Here is an 18,217-nt window from a genome sequence, read left to right on the forward strand (position 1 = left end):
AAGTCAGTGCCGTTTTCAGCGGTTGGCAGTAAAGCGGTGCGCCAGCATGGCGATGATGATGATCGCACCCTGTACGGCGGCGACGAGGTATTCCGAGACCATGTCCGAGAGGACCATGACGTTGGCGATGACCTCAAGAATGAGCGCGCCGGCCACCGTGCCGCCGATGCGCCCTCGTCCTCCACGAAGAAGGGTGCCGCCGATCACGACAGCGGTGATGACCTGCAGTTCCCAGAGTTGCCCGGTCGTCGGCGTCGCCGCGCCGAGACGCGGCACGTAACAGATCGCCGCGATGGCCACGCAGACACCTTGAATGACATAGGCACCGGTGCGCACAGCCGCGACGTTGACGCCGGAAAAGCGGGCGACCTCGACATTGGATCCGGCCGATGTCAGGCGACGGCCATATTTGGTTTTGTAAAGCAGGAACGCGCCGATCATCACGACGACGAAGGTAATGAGCACCGGATAGGGAATGCCGAAAATGCTGCCAAAATAGACCGGCCGGTAGGCGTCCCGCAGACCACGGTCGATGGGCAGCGAGCCACCATTCGTCATGAAGGTGATGAAGGCGCGGAAAATCCCCATCGTACCAAGCGTCACGATGAAGGGCTCGATGCGCCCCACCGTCACGATCAGGCCGTTGAACAGCCCGCAGAGTGCGCCGACCACCAGCGCCACACCCGCTCCCATCGGGATGGCCCAGCCGCCGAAAGATGGGGCGAGGTGGTTCATGACCATGATCATGATGCCGGTAACGAAGGCCATCATCGAGCCGACCGACAGGTCGAGCCCGCCTGACGAGATCACGAAGGTCGCTCCGACGGCGATGATGGCGACGAAGGCGCTGCGTGTGACGACGTTGATCAGGTTGGCCGACGCCACGAAATTGGAGTTTACCAGCGCACCGATAAGGACGATGACGGCAAGCGCAATAAAGGGTGCGAGATCCGCCCAGCGGATGCGGCTGCCCTCGTCAACGGGTATGATTGTTGTTGTTGCTGTCGCTGCGGTCATGTTCGTCCTCCCCGACGACGTCGCGTCCACCGACCGTGGCGGCGTAGACGACATTTTCCTCATTGATTTCAGCGCCGAAAAGTTCGGCGACGATCCTGCCTGCCCGCATCACGAGAACCCGGTCGGCAAGCCCCACCAGCTCCGACATTTCCGACGAGATGACGATGCAGGCCTTGCCCGCCCGCACCATGGCGTCGATGAATTCGTAGATCTGGCTCTTGTTGCCGATGTCGATGCCGCGCGTCGGTTCATCGATGATTACCACCGAAGGGTCGGTGAGCATGACCTTGGCGAGCAGCAGCTTCTGCTGGTTGCCGCCGGAAAGCTTTCCCGCCTCCAGCCGCAGCGAACGGACGCGGATATCGTAATCCGTCACGGCCTCCTCAAGCCGTGAACGCTCGCCCCGCCTGTCGAGAACGGCGCGCGGATTGACCGTGTCCAGCGCCTGAAGCGTCAGGTTGGGACCAAGCTTCTCCTCCAGAAGCAGGCCCTTTCCCTTTCGATCCTCGGTCAGATAGACAAGGCCGGCCTCCATCATCGTGCGGACCGACCGGTGTTTGATCTCCTTGCCGTTGAGAATGACGCTGCCCGCCCGTGACGGGCGAAGGCCCATCAACCCTTCGATCAGTTCGGTTCGTCCGGCACCAATCATGCCGCCGATGCCGAGCACCTCCCCCGGACGGACGCTGAAGCTCGCACTTTCTGCGCCATGGTCGACCACCAGATCCGCGACCGAGAGAATGGGCACGCCTTCGGCAGGCGGGCGTTTGTGGGGATAAAGCATCTCCAGTTCCCGCCCGACCATGAGTTCGGCCATTTCACGCTGGCTGAGACCGGCGGCCGGCCAGGTGCCGATCATGCAGCCATCCCGCAGCACGGTGATGCGGTCGGCAAGCGCCTGCACCTCATCGAGGCGATGAGAAATATAAAGAACCGCCACACCGTGGTCGCGCAGGCTCCTGACGATATCGAGCAATGCCGCAACCTCGTCATTGGCCAGAACCGCCGTCGGCTCGTCCAGAATGACGACCTTGCGGTCGTCGAGAAGCGCGCGTGCAATCTGCACAAGCTGACGCTGGGCAAGCGGCAGTTCACTGACACGGTCACGCGGGCGTGCCGTCGAACCGACCCTTGCCAGCAACTCGGCGGTGCGGCGGTTCATCGCCCGGTCGTCAACCATCGGACCACGGCCGACTTCACGCCCCAGAAACAGGTTTTCCGCAACCGTAAGGTCCGCGGCGAGCAGGATTTCCTGATGCACCAGCACGATACCGGCATTTTCCGCCTCCACCGCACTTCGAAACTCGATCGGCTGGCCGTCCATGAACAGCCGGCCTTCCGTCGGCGCGACATGACCGGACAACAGCTTCATCAGCGTCGACTTGCCGGCGCCGTTTTCACCGATGATGGCGTGAACCTCTCCAGCGCGGACATCCAGCGTCAGATCCGACAGGACGGTGATCGGACCATAGGCTTTACAAAGCCCATCGGCCCTAAGGGTTGCGACCGCCGAACTTTCCGGCGACGCCAGGGGTTGGGGTGACAGGACCGCGTTCATTCGAAAGCCGAAAGCAACCGGTCGCGTGAACGTTCGATATGGATGCGCATGGCGTCGACCGCCGCCTGCGGATCACCCGACCGGAAGGCCGCAAGCAAATTCTCGTGCTCCTCGAGTGCCTCCTGTGTTACGCGTGTATGAAACATCAGCCGGAAGATATGCAGGTGAACATGCTGATTCGACAGCGTGCTGCGGATCACGTCGTTTCCGGCAATCTTGAGGATAGCATCGTGGAAATGCGCATCCGCGCGGGCAAAACGCGAATAGCGCGTGTTGCGGTCGACCGGCGTCTCGCCATTGCCCATATCCGCCGCCGAGTTTTCAAGCTGGCGCAGCGCCTCGGGGGTCATGTTGAGTGTTGCGAGCCTTGCGGCTTCCGGCTCGACCAGCAGGCGGAAGGCATAGAGGTCTTCGAACTGCTTTTTCGTCCATTGTGGAGCCGCGCTATAGCCGACCAGATGCTCCTTGCGCACAAGCCCCTCGCGCTCGAGACGGCTCAAGGCCTCACGGATCGGCGTTTGGGAGACGCCGATTTCGCGGGCCAGCACATCAATCGGAATACGCGCACCGGGCGCGATCTCCAGGGACATCAGCCGATGGTAGATGTTGTCGTAAACGCCATCGACCACGCTGCTCGGGCGAATGCTCGCTCTCGCTTCCCGTTCCGCCGTAAATGCCACTTTCACTCTCCAATTGCTTCTTGACACGTCGGCATTTGTTACAAATAAGATATCGTATGTCAAATACAATATCGTATATGATCCGATATAGGATTTTGAAATGAAGCTACAACCGGAAAGACTCCGGCATCTGGCAACGGCCCTGCTTGAAGAGCGGGGCGTCCCGTCCGCCCATGCCCGCCTCCAGGCCGATCTCCTTCTGGAGGCCGAATTGCGCGGGCTGCCTTCGCATGGCCTGCAGCGGTTGCCTCTCATCCTTTCCCGGCTGGACAAGGGAATTACCGACGCCAGAGCATGCGGAACCGGAACATGGCGCAGGAGATCATTTCTCAGCGTCGACGGCGAACGTGGTCTCGGACCTGTGGTGGTGATGCATGCGATGCAGACCATGCGAAGTGTACTGAGCGAGACAGGGATCGCTGTCGCTGCCATCCACAACGCCAACCATATCGGCATGCTCGCCTATTATGCGGAGGCCGCCGCAAGGGAAGGCCTGATCGGCATCGTCATGTCGACCAGCGAGGCGCTCGTGCATCCGTTCGGCGGAACGCAAGCGATGCTCGGCACCAACCCCATCGCAATCGGTATTCCCTCCGGTGACCGGCCTTTCGTGCTCGATCTGGCGACCAGTGTCGTCTCCATGGGCAAGATCAACAATCACGCAATGCGCGGGGTGCCGATCCCGTCCGGCTGGGCCATGGATGCGGAAGGCCGCCCAACAACCGATCCGCAGGCGGCGAAAACCGGGGCGATCGCGCCCTTTGGCGGCGCGAAAGGCTACGGGCTGGGTCTTGCAATCGAACTTCTCGTCGCAGCACTCGCCGGTTCCGATCTCGCGCCCGATGTGCATGGCACACTCGACGATACCCACCCGGCCAACAAGGGTGACCTTCTCATTCTCATCGACGCGGCAGCGGGAGATGGCAGCGTCCAGTCGCTTGCGACCTATTTGGATCGTCTGCGTCTTTCCCGCCCGGCCGATCCTGCAAGCCCGGTTGCAATTCCGGGTGACGGCGCGCGTCAGCGCCGCGCTGAGACGGAAAACACGGGGATCGAGCTGCCGCAGCCGCTTTTAGATCAGCTTATGGCGCTCGACGCCGCCTGAATTATCGGAGGAGACACGGAATGAACCTTTTCGGCACATTGAGAGCGCCGCGCGAACTGCTTTTTGGCGCCGGGCAGCGGCATGCACTCGGCGTCGTCGCCGCCAGGCTCGGCAAGCGTGCGCTGATCGTCACGGATACACGTCTTGCGGCGGATGCCGACTTTCTCGCGCTTGTCCGGCAACTTGAAGACGCCGGTCTCGCCATCATGGTCGACAGCTCCACCCTTCCCGACGTTCCCGTCGATTCCGCCGCAAGCAGCGCCGAGCGTGCCCGCAGTTTTTCGCCGGACCTCGTGATCGGCATAGGCGGCGGTTCGTGTCTGGACATGGCAAAATGCCTTGCTCTGCTTCTCACCCATGGCGGACGGCCGCAGGACTATTACGGCGAGCACACCGTGCCGGGGCCTGTGATGCCGTTGATCGCCATTCCCACCACTGCCGGCACAGGCTCGGAGGTAACGCCCGTTGCCGTGCTGTCCGATGTCGAACGCAGCCTGAAGGTCGGCATTTCCAGCCCATATCTGATCCCAACCGTCTCCATCTGCGATCCGGAACTCACCCTGTCCTGCCCGCCCGGACTGACGGCAATTGCCGGGGCCGATGCGCTGACACATGCAATCGAGGCCTTCACGGCGATCCGGCGCGACCCCGTTCCGGGTATCGCGCAACAGCGCGTTTTCGTCGGCAAGAACGAAATGTCGGATCACTTCGCGCTCAGCGCCATTACCCTGCTGTGGCAGGGGCTGGAAGCGGCCTGCAAAAACGGCGCTGACCGCGTCGCGCGTGAAAAGGTGATGCTTGGCGCAACGCTTGCGGGGCTGGCCTTCGGTGCGGCGGGAACCGCCGCCGCCCACGCGATCCAGTATCCTGTCGGCGCCCTCACCCATACCGCCCACGGCCTCGGCGTCGCCTGCCTCATGCCCTATGTCATGACGTGGAACGCGCCGGTCATCAGAGGCGAGCTTGCAAGGATAGCGGAGGCCGCCGGTCTTGACGGGCCGGATGATGTCATTCCCGAACTCGTCTCGCTCCTTGCGCGGATCGGCATTCCATCGACGCTCTGCGAACTCGGTCTTGAAGAGAGCCGGATCGGCTGGGTGGCAGAACAAAGTAGCGGCATCACCCGCCTCATACAGAACAATCCGCGCCCTCTGAACCCGCAAGAAATGCACACCCTCGTCGCTGCCGCCTATAATGGCGACCGGTCACGCCTGAATTGAGTTGAAAAGGATTTCCCGCCATGACGTTCCACACCAAAATCACCGGCTATGCCGATCCCGCCCTTCACGCCGAGGGCCTCTATATCGGCGGCAAATGGCACAAGGGCGGCGGCATAGCCGTGATGGACCCCTCGACGGGTAACAGGCTGGCCGAAGTTGCGGACGCCACTGTCGAAGACGCGATGCGCGCCGTCGACGCAGCGGAAGCCGCAGCCGCCGGATGGCGTGCGACCCCTGCCCGGCAGCGCTCGGAAATCCTGCGCCGCTGGTTCCAGCTGATGACGCAGCATGCGGAAGAACTCGCGACGCTCATCGCACTGGAAAACGGCAAGGCGCTGCCCGATGCCCGCGGCGAAGTGGCCTATGCCGCCGAATTTTTCCGCTGGTATGCGGAAGAGGCAACGCGCATTCCCGGCGAATTCCGTCACACCCCTTCCGGTTCGCACCATATCCTCGTCGATCACGAGCCGATTGGCATCGCCGTCCTGATTACACCGTGGAACTTCCCGGCGGCTATGGCGACCCGCAAGATCGGCCCGGCGCTTGCGGCAGGCTGCACGGTAATCCTCAAACCCGCCTCCGAGACACCGCTGACGGCCTATGCCATGGCGCGGCTCGGCGAGGAGGCAGGTGTGCCGGCAGGCGTCGTCAACGTGCTGACCACGAGCAATCCGAGCGGGGTGACGAATGCCATGCTCGCCGATCCGCGTGTGCGCAAACTCTCCTTCACCGGCTCGACCGGTGTCGGCCGCACGCTTCTTGGTGAGGCCGCCAAGTCGGTGGTCAGTTGTTCGATGGAACTGGGCGGCAACGCGCCCTTCCTCGTTTTCGACGATGCCGATCTGGAAGCCGCTCTTGATGGCGCGATGATCGCCAAGATGCGCAATGCTGGCGAAGCCTGCACCGCCGCCAACCGCTTCTACGTGCAGGCCGGCATACACGACGCCTTCGTCGCCGGTCTCACCGCCCGCATGGCGGCGCTGAAGATCGGTCCGGGTTATGATCCGGCCACGCAATGCGGCCCGATGATCACCACCAATGCGGTGCGCAAGATCGACAGGCTGGTTACCGACGCGATTGCATTGGGCGCGCGCGCGACGACCGGCGGCAAACCACTTGCCGAAAACGGCTATTTTTATCCGCCGACCGTGCTCGAAAACGTTCCGACCGATGCGGCGATCGCCCGCGAGGAAATCTTCGGCCCCGTCGCGCCGGTCTATAAATTCGAGAGCGAGGACGACGCCGTCCGTCTGGCGAACAACACCGAATATGGTCTCGCCGCCTATATCTACAGCCGCGACCTGAAACGCGCTCTGGCGGTGGGCAAGCGCCTCGAAACCGGCATGCTCGGCATTAACAGGGGCCTGATGTCGGACCCGGCGGCACCCTTCGGCGGCGTCAAGCAGAGCGGCCTTGGCCGTGAAGGCGGCGTTACCGGCATACTGGAATTCATGGAGGCAAAATACTACGCAGTAGACTACTGATCGTGCAGGAGCAGACGATGGCGCCACAGGACCTATACCGGATTCGTGACTTCGTACCCGACTTCGATGCAATTGCTGCCGAATTCGTGGGGCGCAGCCGGGAGCTTTCGGCCAGATCGGAGCTGCGGGCCGACATACGATATGGCCCACGCCGGAGGGAGGTTCTTGATGTCATCCTGCCGGAGCGGCCAGGCGCCAACGCACCTATGCACGTCTTTGTCCACGGCGGGTACTGGCGTTCGGGCGAAAAGGAAAACTATCGCTTTGTGGCAGCCCCCATTCTTGCCGCCGGCGGCGTTGCCGCGTTCGTCGAATATGACCTCATGCCAGGTTCGCGTCTCGACGTGCTGGTCGATCAGGTGCGACGGGGCGTTTCCTGGCTCCAGCAACATGCCAGCGATTTCGGCGCAGACCCCCGACGCTTCACCGTCAGTGGCCACTCCGCAGGTGCGCATCTCGCCTCGTTCCTGGCGGCGAGAGGCCCGAGAGAGCTGGAGGTAGAGGCAGCGCCGTTGCCAGCCTTGCGGGGTCTTCTTCTGCTCAGCGGCATCTACGATCTCTCGGACATACCTGACAGCTTCCTGCGCGACGAGGCGAAAATGACACCGACGGAGGCGGAGGCATGGTCACCGCTGACGGCGATCCCGGCCGCATGCCCGATGCGGCTCATCGCCTTCGGGGCGGATGAAACCTCGCCATTTCATGATCAGGCAACCAGTCTCCACGCGATGCTACACAGCCAAAGCCAGACTTCGAGAATCATGAATGTGCCCCATCGCAATCACATGAGCATCGTGCTCGAACTCGGCGACCCGGCTTCGGCTCTCGGCAAATGTCTGGTTGACATGGTCTCGGCAGCTTAGTTGCGTATGATAGACACGCGACCCGCATTCTCCCGCAACCCTGGTTGGCACAGAAACTCTTGATCCTGCAGGCGCTTCCGGAAAGGGGAAAGATCAGCGGAATATGTCGGGATGGTCGCAGTGTTGTTTATTACAAACACCAAACCCATATCCCAGCCCATGCCGCTGGAACGCATAAATTGCTGATAAATAAAAGAATTATTTCAAAGGCCATTTTGATCCACAATCATCCCACCTGTATGCAAACGCCCTCGGCCCCGTTGAGCAACCGTCTCAAATGATAGCTGGCGAGCGGATCATCGGAGTGCCTGCCAACCAGCGCGGCGAAAGCAGGCATGGCGGCGGTGCAATTCTGCTCCAGCTTGGTAAAGGCTGCCATATATAGCGCCGTGACCGGCGCATTGAACTGGGCTATCGACAAGGGCTCGTGGGCGCGCAACGGCTCGCTGCGTCCACGCAGGACAAGATCGCCGATCGGCCGCCCGCTGAATTTCCTTGCCCCGCTTGCTACACTGTCGCTGACGCAAATCCGTGTGCCCAGCGTCTTATTCGCGGCTTCCAGCCTCGCCGCGGTGTTGACTGTGTCGCCGTAGGCGGTGAAATCGAAGAAGCGGTCACCTCCGAAATTGCCCACCAGCGCGGGGCCTGCATGAACGCCGATACGCGTGGTCCCGAAGTCAACGCCTTTCTGCTTCCAGCGCTCGCGAAACGCCTCTGCCCATTGGTCGAGCGCTTGTGCGCAGGCGATCGCGCGGGTCGCATAATCGGCCTGGTCCCCAGGTGCATTGAACAGCACTTGAATGGCATCGCCGATCACTTTGGCCACCGTTCCTTCATGCGCGAAGACGACATCAGTCAGGCCGCCGACATATTCGTTGAGCAACTCCGCCAGCACCTCGGGAACGGCTGTCTCGACGAGTGAGGTGAAGCCGGTGATGTCGGTGAAGATCACAGCGATGTCACGCCAGCGCACCTGCATGTCATCGTCATCACCGCCGGCGGCAAGGCGCTTGGCAAGTTCGGGCGAAAAATAGCGCGACAACGACGCATGTGCACGCTCGGCTTCCGCCTGGCGACGTCGTGCCTCGCGCAAGGCCTCGACGTGACCGATGGTTTTCAGGATCGTCGCCTCCAGATCGGCGAAATCGATCGGTTTGGTTAGGAAATCGAACGCACCGCGATTCATCGCGGTCCGTATATTACCCATATCACCGTAAGCCGAGATGATGATGGCCGACTTCTTGTCCTCTCGCTCCTGCAGTTTCGCCAGCAATGAGAGGCCATCCATGCGCGGCATGTTGATGTCCATGAGAACAAGGTCGACATGGGGATGCTGCTCGATCACGTGGAGCGCATCGACACCGTCATGCGAAAACACAAAACTGATGCGTCCGTCGCGAACTTGCCTTCGGAATTTCCGCAGAATAAGCGTTTCCATGTCTGGCTCGTCATCGACAAGGAGAATAGTTGTCGTCATGTGGCCGGTCCCAGTCTCGTCTCGATGACCTGACGTAGCTGGGCAAAATCGATCGGCTTCGTCAGCAGGCCCTCGGCACCCCGATCCAGCGCGGTCCTGCGCGTCTCGGCATCTCCATAGGCGGTTATCATGATGACAGGAACATCCGGCCTTCGTGCGCGCATTTCAGGCAGCATATCGAGACCGTTCATCCCGGGCATGTTGATGTCGGAGAAAATCAAAATCAGCATTTGCTCGCCAGTGCTGGCAACGCGGGTCAGAGCCTGCGCTGCTGAGGCGGCAAAATCCATCACGAAACGCCGGGCGCGAAGATCGCGACGGAATCGCTGGCGAAACAAGGCTTCGACGTCCGCTTCGTCATCCACCACCAGAACCAATAGAGTCACGGCTCCTCTCCTGTTGTGCGAAGAAATTGCTTTCGTGGCAGCAGGATGAGGAACTCGGTAAACACACCGGGCTCGGTCTCGACATCGATCCTGCCGCCGTGTTGCTTCACGACGATGTCGTGACTCATGGAGAGCCCGAGGCCCGTGCCTTCGCCAGGCGGCTTTGTCGTAAAGAACGGATTGAATATTTTTTTCTTAACATCAGGCGGAATGCCGACGCCGTTGTCGCGGATGCGGATTTCGACGTGTTCGCCACGGTTGCGTGTACTGGCGCTGAGCTCGGCTTCAAAGCCGAGGCTGTTATCGCCGCTTCGCTTGGCTATGGCATAGAAGCCATTGGACATCAGATTCAGCAGCACGCGTGTGATCTCCTGTGGGAACACGTCGGCGACGCCGGCGCCAGGGTCGAATTCCCGTTTGAGGATCACGTTGAACTGCGGCTTCTCGGCACGCGCACCGTGATAAGCGAGGTTGAGGCTCTCTTCGACCAATGCATTCACGTCCGTCAACCGGTGTTCGCCACCGCCTCCGCGCGAATGCAAGAGCATGTTCTTGACGATGGAATCGGCTCGCTTGCCGTGCTGCACGATCTTTTGCAGATTGTCCTTCAACAGCCCGCACAGTTCGTCGAGTTCGCCGCGAATATCGTCCGGGAGCGCGACAGGCGCGAGCGCATCATTCAATTCATCCGTCAACTCGACTGAGAGGGCGGCGAAATTATTGACGAAATTGAGTGGATTCTTGATCTCGTGCGCGATGCCGGCTGTAAGCTGGCCGAGCGAAGCCAGTTTTTCGGTCTGCACGAGACGGTCCTGCGCGGCGCGCAGGTCGTCGAGAGACTTGGCGAGGAGCATGGTCCGCGCCTGGACTTCTTCGAACAGCCGGGCGTTCTCAATTGCGATTACGGCCTGATCGGCGAAGGTGTTGAGAAGGTTGATCTGGCTATCGCTGAAGGTCCCCGGCTCGGCGCGTGAAACACCGATCGTGCCGATAGCGATGCCCTCGCGGAGCATGGGCACCACGATGATGCTTCGGTATCCCCTGACACGCGCCATCTCCTTGGCGGCTTGAGGGACATCGGGTTCGGTTTCGATATCGGAGCGGAACGCCATGGCCGAGTTCATTGCAGCTCGGCTGTGTATCCCTGAAGATGTTAGCGGAGCAGGAAATGAAGCCCGGATCTCCTCATGGCTGGCCTGGCTTCCCGCCGTGCACGCCGCCAGATGAAGCATGCCGCCTACGACGCGCGTCACCAGCGCCGTTTGACCGCCGAGCAGCCGCCGCGAGCTCTCGGAAATGACGTCGAAAACCGGCTGCACGTCGGTTCGCGACATGGAGATGACGTTGAGAATTTGTGCGGTGATGGTCTGGCGTTCCAGCGCAATCGCAAGCCCCGATTGCAGGTTGGCATTCTCGGCCGCTGCGGAGCGCAGCTGCTGCTCAAGCTCGTCAATCCTGCGCTTCAATTCGACGTCCATGGCTAACCCGCGCTGGATGAGAGCGGCCCGACGATAGCTGCGGGCTCACCGCCCGTAATGGTTGCCCCCCAGAGCAGGCTCTCGGGTGGCATTGCCAGAGAAAGGCCGTTCGTCTTGCAACCGCGGTAGACAAGATCGATCACCTCGTTGCGGGCTGGCGTGCGGTTGGCCGGGCTGGTGACACGAAACTGCAGTTCCGTTTCGATGGCAAGAGCATCAATCGCCCTCAGAACGACGATCGGCGGCGGCTCCTGCACGATCCGGGTGCTCTCCTGCAGGGCGGCCTGCATCACCTCCTCGACATGCTGCGGCGTATGTGCCGCAGCAACGCGGACAGTGAGCGCGATCTGATGCGTTTCGTCCGGCCGGCTAAGATTGGTCAGAGCGACCTTCGCGAGAACGCTGTTGGGTAGAACAACGACATTATGGGCGCCGGTGAGCAGATGTGTCGAGCGCCAGTCGTTTTCGACAACCCGTCCCTCCGTGCCGTCGGCCAGTTGTATCCAATCGCCGATGACGAATGGCTTGCCGAGGGTAATTGCAATGCCGGAGAAGACGTCGCCCAGCGTATTCTGCAGCGCAAGACCGAAGATAATGGCAACGACGCCGGACGTTGCCATCAGCGTTCCGATCGGCGCACCAAAGACGAATCCCATGATCGACAGCGTCACGCCAAGATAAACAGCGGCGACGATCAGATCCTGTATCAGCCGCGCTTCCCTGGGTCTGTGGTCGAGAACAATGTAGATGCGCACGAAACCTATGGTCGCCCATGCCAGATGGGTCCACCAGAGAACGCGCGCCAATGTGGCCAGCGGAGCGACGACCCCTTTCGGGTCGGTGTCGCTTACACGATGCGGCAGGATGCCGCTGAAGCCAAGCACGGCCGTCATTCCCGCGAAGAAGAGGATTTGAACGACAAGCCGCGCGGTCGGGCGGTTGCGGCCCTGGAGATACCAGACGACGATACCTGCGATCCCGAGAAGATCGATCAGCAGGAACGGCAGCAGAAGACGATCACTCAACATGGCAAAGGCTCACGGGCAAGGGGCGTGCACAACGGGGCCGAATGCGATGCGCGGCATCCGGCCCACCGGTGTTACTACTTCAGTGGGAAGGTCAATTCCTTCTGGTTGGTATCGACCACGAATACGGCCAGCAGCTTGGCGGGCTTTGTGTCGCTGCCATTCCTAGACACGCCATGGCGATCTCCCGGCAGTTCGGAAAAGCTCTCGCCTGCCGTGTACTCCTTGACCGGGCCATCATTGACCTGGCTGAGGATCGAGCCCTCCAGCACGGTGGCATAAATAAAGGCCGAACTCGGATGCGTATGGCCATCGGAAAAGCCGCCGGGACCATATTCAACGAGAACGCCCCTGATGCTCTTGCCGGGTACATTCGGCAGTTCATGGTCATAGACCAAGGAGACCGTGGATTCCTTGCCGCCTGTAGTGTCGTGGGCGGAGGCAGGGCCGAAAGCGAGCGCACAGATTGCGAGCGCAGTGAGAAGCGACTTTTTCATCTTTCCATTCCTTTTGGAGGTTGAATGGAATGCGCCTCATAGGCAAGGCGCATCCTGTACCGCCGGAAGCCGTTATCGGCGTGGGGCAGTTGCAAACCACTGGTCGAAATTGATCCGGCCGAGGCGGGGATTGTCGTCGGAGACGAGTGACCCGTCTTCCAGCTTCGTACCGAAATAGTGCGCTTCCGGATCGGGCACGACCTTGCGGCTATCTCCGATCGCCTTGAGGTAGCGGGCGACGAAATCGCAAAGGCGTGCGCGCTCGGGGCCGGAAATCTCGATGATGCCGTTGACCGGCGCCGCAAGGGCCGCATCCGTAACGAAATCTGCAACGTCATCGGAGGCGATCGGCTGCAAAAAGCCCGTCGACAGGCGGGTCGTGTCGCCTACGGTGCCCGCCTGGGCGATGCCGCCAAGGAATTCCATGAATTGCGTCGAGTGGACGATCGTATAGGGAATGCCGGCATCCCTGATGATCTTTTCCTGAGCGACCTTGGCGCGCATGTAGCCGCTCTCGGGCAGGCGATCGGTACCGATAATGGAAAGCGCGATGTGATGCTTTACGCCGGCGGCCTTTTCCGCCGCCGCCAGATTGCGGCCCGATGTCTCAAAGAATTCGAGTACGGCCTTGTCCTCGAAGGACGGCGAGTTTGCCAGGTCGATAACGACGGAGGCTCCGGCGAGCGCCTCGGCGAGACCTTCACCCGTGATCGTGTTGACGCCGGTGTTAGGAGCGGCGGCAATGACTTCATGGCCCTGCTTGCGAAGGCGCTCGGCCGTCTTTGAACCGATCAGGCCCGTTCCGCCGATGATGACGATTTTCATGAGATTCTCCATGCGCGGCCGCTCGGCGCGCCGCGTTGTTGCTGGTTTCGAAGATGATTACCCTGGTCCAGGCCGGCCCTGTCGAAGTCGTGGATCTGTCGGCAGAGCCGCGAGCTCTGAACCAATAAGCGTCAATAGTCCCAGAAGACCGGAACCCAGCGAAACGCGTCGCCGTCGATCGCCACCCGGCCAACGGACGGGAACGGCAGATGGGTGGCGACGAGCTGTTCGCCGGTCCGTGCCAGTTCCGTCAGAAGACGGACGCGAACGCGGGCCGCCTCCTCCGGATCGTGCTCGAAGCCATTGAACCAGTCGGGGTGATCGAAACCGACCGCAAAGACAGCATCGCCGGCAAATGTCAGCCTGTCACCACCAGATGCCAGACGAACTATACTGTGCCCGGGCGTATGGCCGCCTGTGCGCTGGACGACCACGCCTGGCGCCACCTCATGTTGCTCATCGAATTGCCGCAGATGGGCCCGGTATTCCGCCACGAAACGCTTGGCGGTTGCCCTAAGGGCGTCCGGGAAACCTTGTGGCATGTGAGCGTAAGTGAAGTCGGGCGCCTCCCAAAACTTGACCTCGGCGGCTGCCACGTGAATCTGCAGATCTGGCCGCAGCCGGTCCTTCACACCTTCGACGACGAGGCCGCCGATATGGTCCATGTGCAAATGGGTCAGCACAATATCGGTCACAGACCCAAGATCAATGCCTGCTGCGTCCAGCCGCCTGACCAACTGACCAGCCCGAGGGAGATTCAAATTCGGATCCAATCCCAGCCCGGCGTCAATCAGGATGGTCCGATCGCCGCTGCGTACCACAGCAACATTGAGCGACCAGTCGAAGGCTTCCGCTGGCAGGAACATTTCGTCCAGCCAGGCCGCGCGGGCGGCTGGATCAGCGTTGTGCCCGAGCATTTCGGTTGGGAGTGGTAGCACCCCATCGCTGACCACCAGCACGTCAATCTCGCCGACCCGCACCGCGTAGCGCGACGGGACCAACTCTTCGGGTCCCGTTCTACCGAGGTTCGAGTTGTTGTCCAAGCTCATATTGTTCTCCTGCCGAGCAATCGAACGGGGTTTCGTTTCGGTCTGCGACATGATGCGCTCCTGTTTTGCGTAATTGAAACGTGTCGGCTGCAAGCCACGGCACGGATTTTATGTTGAGGCGCGTTTAGCGGTCGACCCGGCCAAGGAAGAGGAAAGGCCATACCTGAGGATAGGGCAGCCTATGCTCTCAGTGCGGCCGCGATGGCATGAAGGAGCAGACACTTTGCAGTGGGCCTTGCCGGGCATATGGATCCGCCCGGTGCGTTTGCATCGCGCATCATCCATCTGGTCGGAAGGCGCTCCCGGTCAGTACTTGATGGAGTTTGGCTTGCCGATCGATCAGGTTCCCCGCCGTTTGAGCCATCCCCTCCTATACTTCGGCAGTGGATAGGCCCGTCCCACGTAGGATGGTTTGCAACCGAAAACCCACACATTCTTCCGGCATACGCAACCGCAGCGTCTGGAGAAGAAGATGCTCAAAATTATCAATGCCTTAGCGCTTGGCGCCGCGATCGCTACGCTGACTGTCGCCAGTGCGCAATCCCAAGATCACAATCTCAAGCCGACAGTTGTTCTCGTTCACGGCGCCTTTGCCGAGTCATCGAGCTGGGATGCTGTGATTGCCCGCCTGACCAGGGATGGCTATGTGGCGATCGCGGCATCTAACCCACTTCGCAGCGTCGCGTCCGATGCCGCATCCGTCGCAGCGGTCGTTCGCACCATCCGTGGCCCGGTGGTTCTGGTCGGCCACTCATATGGCGGACCGGTCATTACCGAAGCCGCAAACAGCAATCCGAACGTGAAGGCCCTGGTTTATGTTGCGGGTTTTATGCCGGACACTGGCGAATCTAGCCTCACCCTGTCAGGCAAATTCCCAGGCAGTACACTTGGCAGCGCGCTCGCGCCGGTGAGGCTATCGGACGGCACGCAAGACCTCTACATCCAGCAGTCGAAATTTCATCTCCAGTTTGCCGCCGACGTTTCAGATGATAAGGCGGCGCTGATGGCCTCGACACAGCGTCCCGTCGCCGAGGCTGCTCTCGCCGAACCCTCCGGCGCGGCATCATGGAAGCTGCTGCCCTCCTACATGATCTACGGATCCGCCGACCGCAACATTCCGCCAGCGGTCATGCGGTTCATGGCCGAGCGGGCACACGCCGCAAAAACTGTCGTGGTCGACGGGGCTTCGCACGCGCTCATGGTCTCACATCCCGGCGAAGTCGCCACTCTCATCGAGGAAGCGGCATCCGCCCGGTGAGCATCCACATCGCCTTCCCGGATAAGTTCCGCCTCAAACGAAATTACGGGCACAGTTTCCGACAGCTCGGCCGGCATCGGCTTCAGGGTCACGGGCTGTTCTCTGGTAGCCCCGATCCACAGGCACAAGCGCCTTAGCCGTTCGATGCGATCAGCTAAACCCTCGCACAGTCCGCAGATGCTTTCGACCAATAATTTTCCGGGCTGCCGGTCGCCATCCTCGTTCGTATTTCAATCATCGTGAAGGATAAAATATGTCAGACATTTCAAACTCATTGACTGCCGAAGTCTCACGCCGCGGCGCCCTGTTCGGCGGCCTCGCTGCCAGTATCGTCGCAGGCTTGCCCGCGGTTACCGCTGCAAAGACTCCGAAGCAGCCTCTCCCCGCCACCATCAATCACGGAAAGCAAGCAATGAGCACGATCACCACCAAGGACGGCACAGAAATCTACTATAAAGACTGGGGGACTGGCCCGGTCGTCACCTTCTCTCACGGCTGGCCGCTGAATTCCGATGCCTGGGACGGCCAGATGCTTTTCCTCGCCCAGCGCGGCTTCCGCGTCGTGGCGCACGATCGCCGCGGCCATGGACGCTCCAGCCAGCCGACGGCGAGCAACGACATGAACGGATACGCCGACGATCTGGCAGCCGTTATCGAGGCGCTGGACCTTAAGGACGCAACGCTGGTCGGCCACTCCACCGGCGGCGGCGAGGTCGCCCGCTATATCGGCCGGCATGGCACGAAGCGCGTCGCCAAGACCGTATTGATCGGCGCCGTGCCGCCGGTCGTGGTCAAATCGGCGACCAATCCGGAAGGTCTGCCGATAGAGGCCTTCGATGCGATCCGCACCGGTCTCGCCAAGGATCGTTCACAGTTCTACCGAGACTTCGCCCTGCCATTCTACGGCGCCAATCGACCGGGCTCGAGTGTCTCCCAAAGCACCCTCGACCAGTTCTGGCGGTTGAGCATGCAGGCCGGCCTGCTCAACGCCTATGAATGCGTCAAGGCATTCTCGGAAACTGACTTCACGGAAGACCTGCTGAAGTTCGACGTGCCGACACTCCTCCTGCATGGCGAAGACGACCAGATCGTTCCGATCAAGGATTCCGCCGTCAAATCCGCGCGGCTGATCAAGGGTGCCAAGGAAATCTACTACCCGGGCGCGCCGCATGGCATTACCGCCACGCATCAGGACCAAGTGAACGCCGACCTGCTCGCGTTCCTCAAGACCTGACCCAAGGCTTGCGGAGCAGACCGCCGTGCTCCGCGAGCCCTCCTGAACTGGCGCGGCCTCGCCGCGCCAGTTCCTCGATCCTTTCTATCATCGCCTTTTTAGAGGTTATCCACCATGTCAAAGACTTGGCTCATAACCGGCAGTGCCAGCGGCATCGGCCGTAGCACGGCCGAATTCGTGCTCGCACGCGGCGAGAACCTCATCGCAACGGCGCGCAACGTCTCCAGCCTTCTCGACCTTGCGCGCCGCTATGAGGAGCAAGTGGAACTCATCGAAGTCGATGTGACAGACGCGTCCGCATCGCGAGGCGCAGTCGCAGCCGCATTGGAGCGGTTCGGGCGTCTCGATGTGCTGCTGAACAATGCCGGCTATGCGCATCTCAGCCCTTTCGAACAGGTCTCCGAAGATGATTTCAGGGCGGAGATCGACACCAATTTCTACGGTGTGGTCAATCTTACGCGCGCAGCACTCCCCGTGATGCGCCTGCAAAAATCAGGACATATCATCAACATCTCATCCAGTTCGGCGCGCTTCGGCAGTCCCGGTTCGACTGCCTATAGCGCAGCGAAATGGGCGGTGAGCGGCTTCACCGCTTCGCTCGCCAAGGAGGTCAAGCCGTTCGGCGTCAAGGCCATCGCCATCGAGCCGGGCAGCATCCGCACGAATTGGACACGGATCGCACGCAGCCACGTCCCGCCTCTCCTGCCGGAATACGAGCCGACCATCGGCGCGATCATGAGAATGACGGAGGGTTATGCCGGCACCGAGCCCGGCGATCCCGACAAGGTGGCCGCCGTCATCTTCGATCTTTCACGCCGGGATGATTTGCCGGAACAGCTCGTCCTCGGAAGCGACGCACTGGCGCGAATTTCCCAGAACGATGCGGTCCGATCGGCGGCAGCGCTCCAGTGGAACGAGGTCAGCCGGTCGACGGACTTCGATGAGGATGCCTCGCCCCTACGGCTTCTGGACTGAGGCAGGAACGATCCAAATGGATGTCGGATATCATTGAGGCTTGCAGTTTTCTTCCGAAGAAACCAAACGAAGGTATCGCCGCCAAT

Annotated in this window: 17 protein-coding genes; 7 read left to right on the forward strand and 10 right to left on the reverse strand. The window is 61.0% G+C overall.

Annotated elements, in window-relative coordinates; genetic code table 11:
* Window positions 1–15: 15 nt before the first annotated feature.
* The 3 genes from DA915_RS20330 to DA915_RS20340 are packed head-to-tail and all read right to left on the reverse strand — an operon-like array spanning window position 16 to window position 3,261.
* On the reverse strand, window positions 16–1,017 hold the full coding sequence (locus DA915_RS20330; protein ID WP_107677099.1) for an ABC transporter permease: 1,002 nt from the start codon (window positions 1,015–1,017) through the stop codon (window positions 16–18).
* Window positions 977–2,575, reverse strand: coding sequence for a sugar ABC transporter ATP-binding protein (locus tag DA915_RS20335; RefSeq protein ID WP_107677100.1), 1,599 nt, complete (start codon window positions 2,573–2,575; stop codon window positions 977–979). Before DA915_RS20335 ends, DA915_RS20330 begins: the two co-directional genes overlap by 41 nt.
* The gene (locus tag DA915_RS20340) at window positions 2,572–3,261 is read right to left on the reverse strand and encodes a GntR family transcriptional regulator (protein ID WP_045019472.1); all 690 of its coding nucleotides are present in this window, start codon (window positions 3,259–3,261) and stop codon (window positions 2,572–2,574) included. The genes DA915_RS20335 and DA915_RS20340 overlap by 4 nt, the downstream gene beginning before the upstream one ends.
* Before the next feature lie 94 nt (window positions 3,262–3,355).
* On the opposite strand from DA915_RS20340, the gene DA915_RS20345 reads away from it, so the two are divergent.
* The 4 genes from DA915_RS20345 to DA915_RS20360 are packed head-to-tail and all read left to right on the forward strand — an operon-like array spanning window position 3,356 to window position 7,927.
* Window positions 3,356–4,360, forward strand: a complete 1,005-nt coding sequence (locus DA915_RS20345; protein ID WP_107677102.1) for an Ldh family oxidoreductase — start codon at window positions 3,356–3,358, stop codon at window positions 4,358–4,360.
* 20 nt (window positions 4,361–4,380) lie between these two features.
* Window positions 4,381–5,580, forward strand: a complete 1,200-nt coding sequence (locus tag DA915_RS20350) for an iron-containing alcohol dehydrogenase (protein ID WP_107677103.1) — start codon at window positions 4,381–4,383, stop codon at window positions 5,578–5,580.
* A gap of 20 nt (window positions 5,581–5,600) precedes the next feature.
* Window positions 5,601–7,064: an NAD-dependent succinate-semialdehyde dehydrogenase gene (locus tag DA915_RS20355; RefSeq protein WP_107677104.1), complete on the forward strand. Its 1,464-nt coding sequence runs from the start codon at window positions 5,601–5,603 to the stop codon at window positions 7,062–7,064.
* 17 nt (window positions 7,065–7,081) lie between these two features.
* Complete coding sequence (locus DA915_RS20360; RefSeq protein ID WP_107677171.1) at window positions 7,082–7,927, forward strand: alpha/beta hydrolase; 846 nt, start codon at window positions 7,082–7,084, stop codon at window positions 7,925–7,927.
* 226 nt (window positions 7,928–8,153) lie between these two features.
* Here DA915_RS20360 and DA915_RS20370 read toward each other — a convergent pair whose 3' ends face one another.
* From DA915_RS20370 to DA915_RS20400, 7 genes are all read right to left on the reverse strand, one after another.
* A complete protein-coding gene (locus DA915_RS20370; protein ID WP_107677106.1) occupies window positions 8,154–9,404 on the reverse strand; it encodes an adenylate/guanylate cyclase domain-containing protein in 1,251 nt (416 codons plus the stop codon).
* Window positions 9,401–9,790 (reverse strand): response regulator, encoded by a 390-nt coding sequence (locus tag DA915_RS20375; RefSeq protein ID WP_107677107.1) that lies wholly within the window; start codon window positions 9,788–9,790, stop codon window positions 9,401–9,403. The genes DA915_RS20370 and DA915_RS20375 overlap by 4 nt, the downstream gene beginning before the upstream one ends.
* Window positions 9,787–11,268, reverse strand: a complete 1,482-nt coding sequence (locus DA915_RS20380) for a sensor histidine kinase (protein ID WP_107677108.1) — start codon at window positions 11,266–11,268, stop codon at window positions 9,787–9,789. The genes DA915_RS20375 and DA915_RS20380 overlap by 4 nt, the downstream gene beginning before the upstream one ends.
* Window positions 11,269–11,270: 2 nt before the next feature.
* Window positions 11,271–12,296 (reverse strand): mechanosensitive ion channel family protein, encoded by a 1,026-nt coding sequence (locus DA915_RS20385; protein WP_107677109.1) that lies wholly within the window; start codon window positions 12,294–12,296, stop codon window positions 11,271–11,273.
* A gap of 74 nt (window positions 12,297–12,370) precedes the next feature.
* A complete protein-coding gene (locus tag DA915_RS20390) occupies window positions 12,371–12,790 on the reverse strand; it encodes a cupin domain-containing protein (RefSeq protein WP_107677110.1) in 420 nt (139 codons plus the stop codon).
* A gap of 72 nt (window positions 12,791–12,862) precedes the next feature.
* Window positions 12,863–13,615 carry an SDR family oxidoreductase gene (locus DA915_RS20395; RefSeq protein WP_107677111.1) on the reverse strand — a complete coding sequence of 251 codons (753 nt, stop codon included), beginning with the start codon at window positions 13,613–13,615 and terminating at the stop codon, window positions 12,863–12,865.
* Between the two features lie 131 nt (window positions 13,616–13,746).
* Window positions 13,747–14,715, reverse strand: coding sequence for an MBL fold metallo-hydrolase (locus DA915_RS20400; protein ID WP_107677112.1), 969 nt, complete (start codon window positions 14,713–14,715; stop codon window positions 13,747–13,749).
* 421 nt (window positions 14,716–15,136) lie between these two features.
* Here DA915_RS20400 and DA915_RS20405 point away from each other — a divergent pair, with 421 nt between their 5' ends.
* From DA915_RS20405 to DA915_RS20415, 3 genes are all read left to right on the forward strand, one after another.
* Window positions 15,137–15,922 carry an alpha/beta fold hydrolase gene (locus tag DA915_RS20405; protein ID WP_107677113.1) on the forward strand — a complete coding sequence of 262 codons (786 nt, stop codon included), beginning with the start codon at window positions 15,137–15,139 and terminating at the stop codon, window positions 15,920–15,922.
* Between the two features lie 253 nt (window positions 15,923–16,175).
* Window positions 16,176–17,156 (forward strand): alpha/beta fold hydrolase, encoded by a 981-nt coding sequence (locus DA915_RS20410; RefSeq protein ID WP_107677114.1) that lies wholly within the window; start codon window positions 16,176–16,178, stop codon window positions 17,154–17,156.
* Between the two features lie 114 nt (window positions 17,157–17,270).
* Window positions 17,271–18,131: an SDR family NAD(P)-dependent oxidoreductase gene (locus DA915_RS20415; protein WP_107677115.1), complete on the forward strand. Its 861-nt coding sequence runs from the start codon at window positions 17,271–17,273 to the stop codon at window positions 18,129–18,131.
* Window positions 18,132–18,217 lie beyond the last annotated feature (86 nt).

It is taken from the genome of Agrobacterium sp. LAD9 (genome assembly GCF_003031125.1).
GTDB classification, from domain to species: domain Bacteria; phylum Pseudomonadota; class Alphaproteobacteria; order Rhizobiales; family Rhizobiaceae; genus Agrobacterium; species Agrobacterium radiobacter.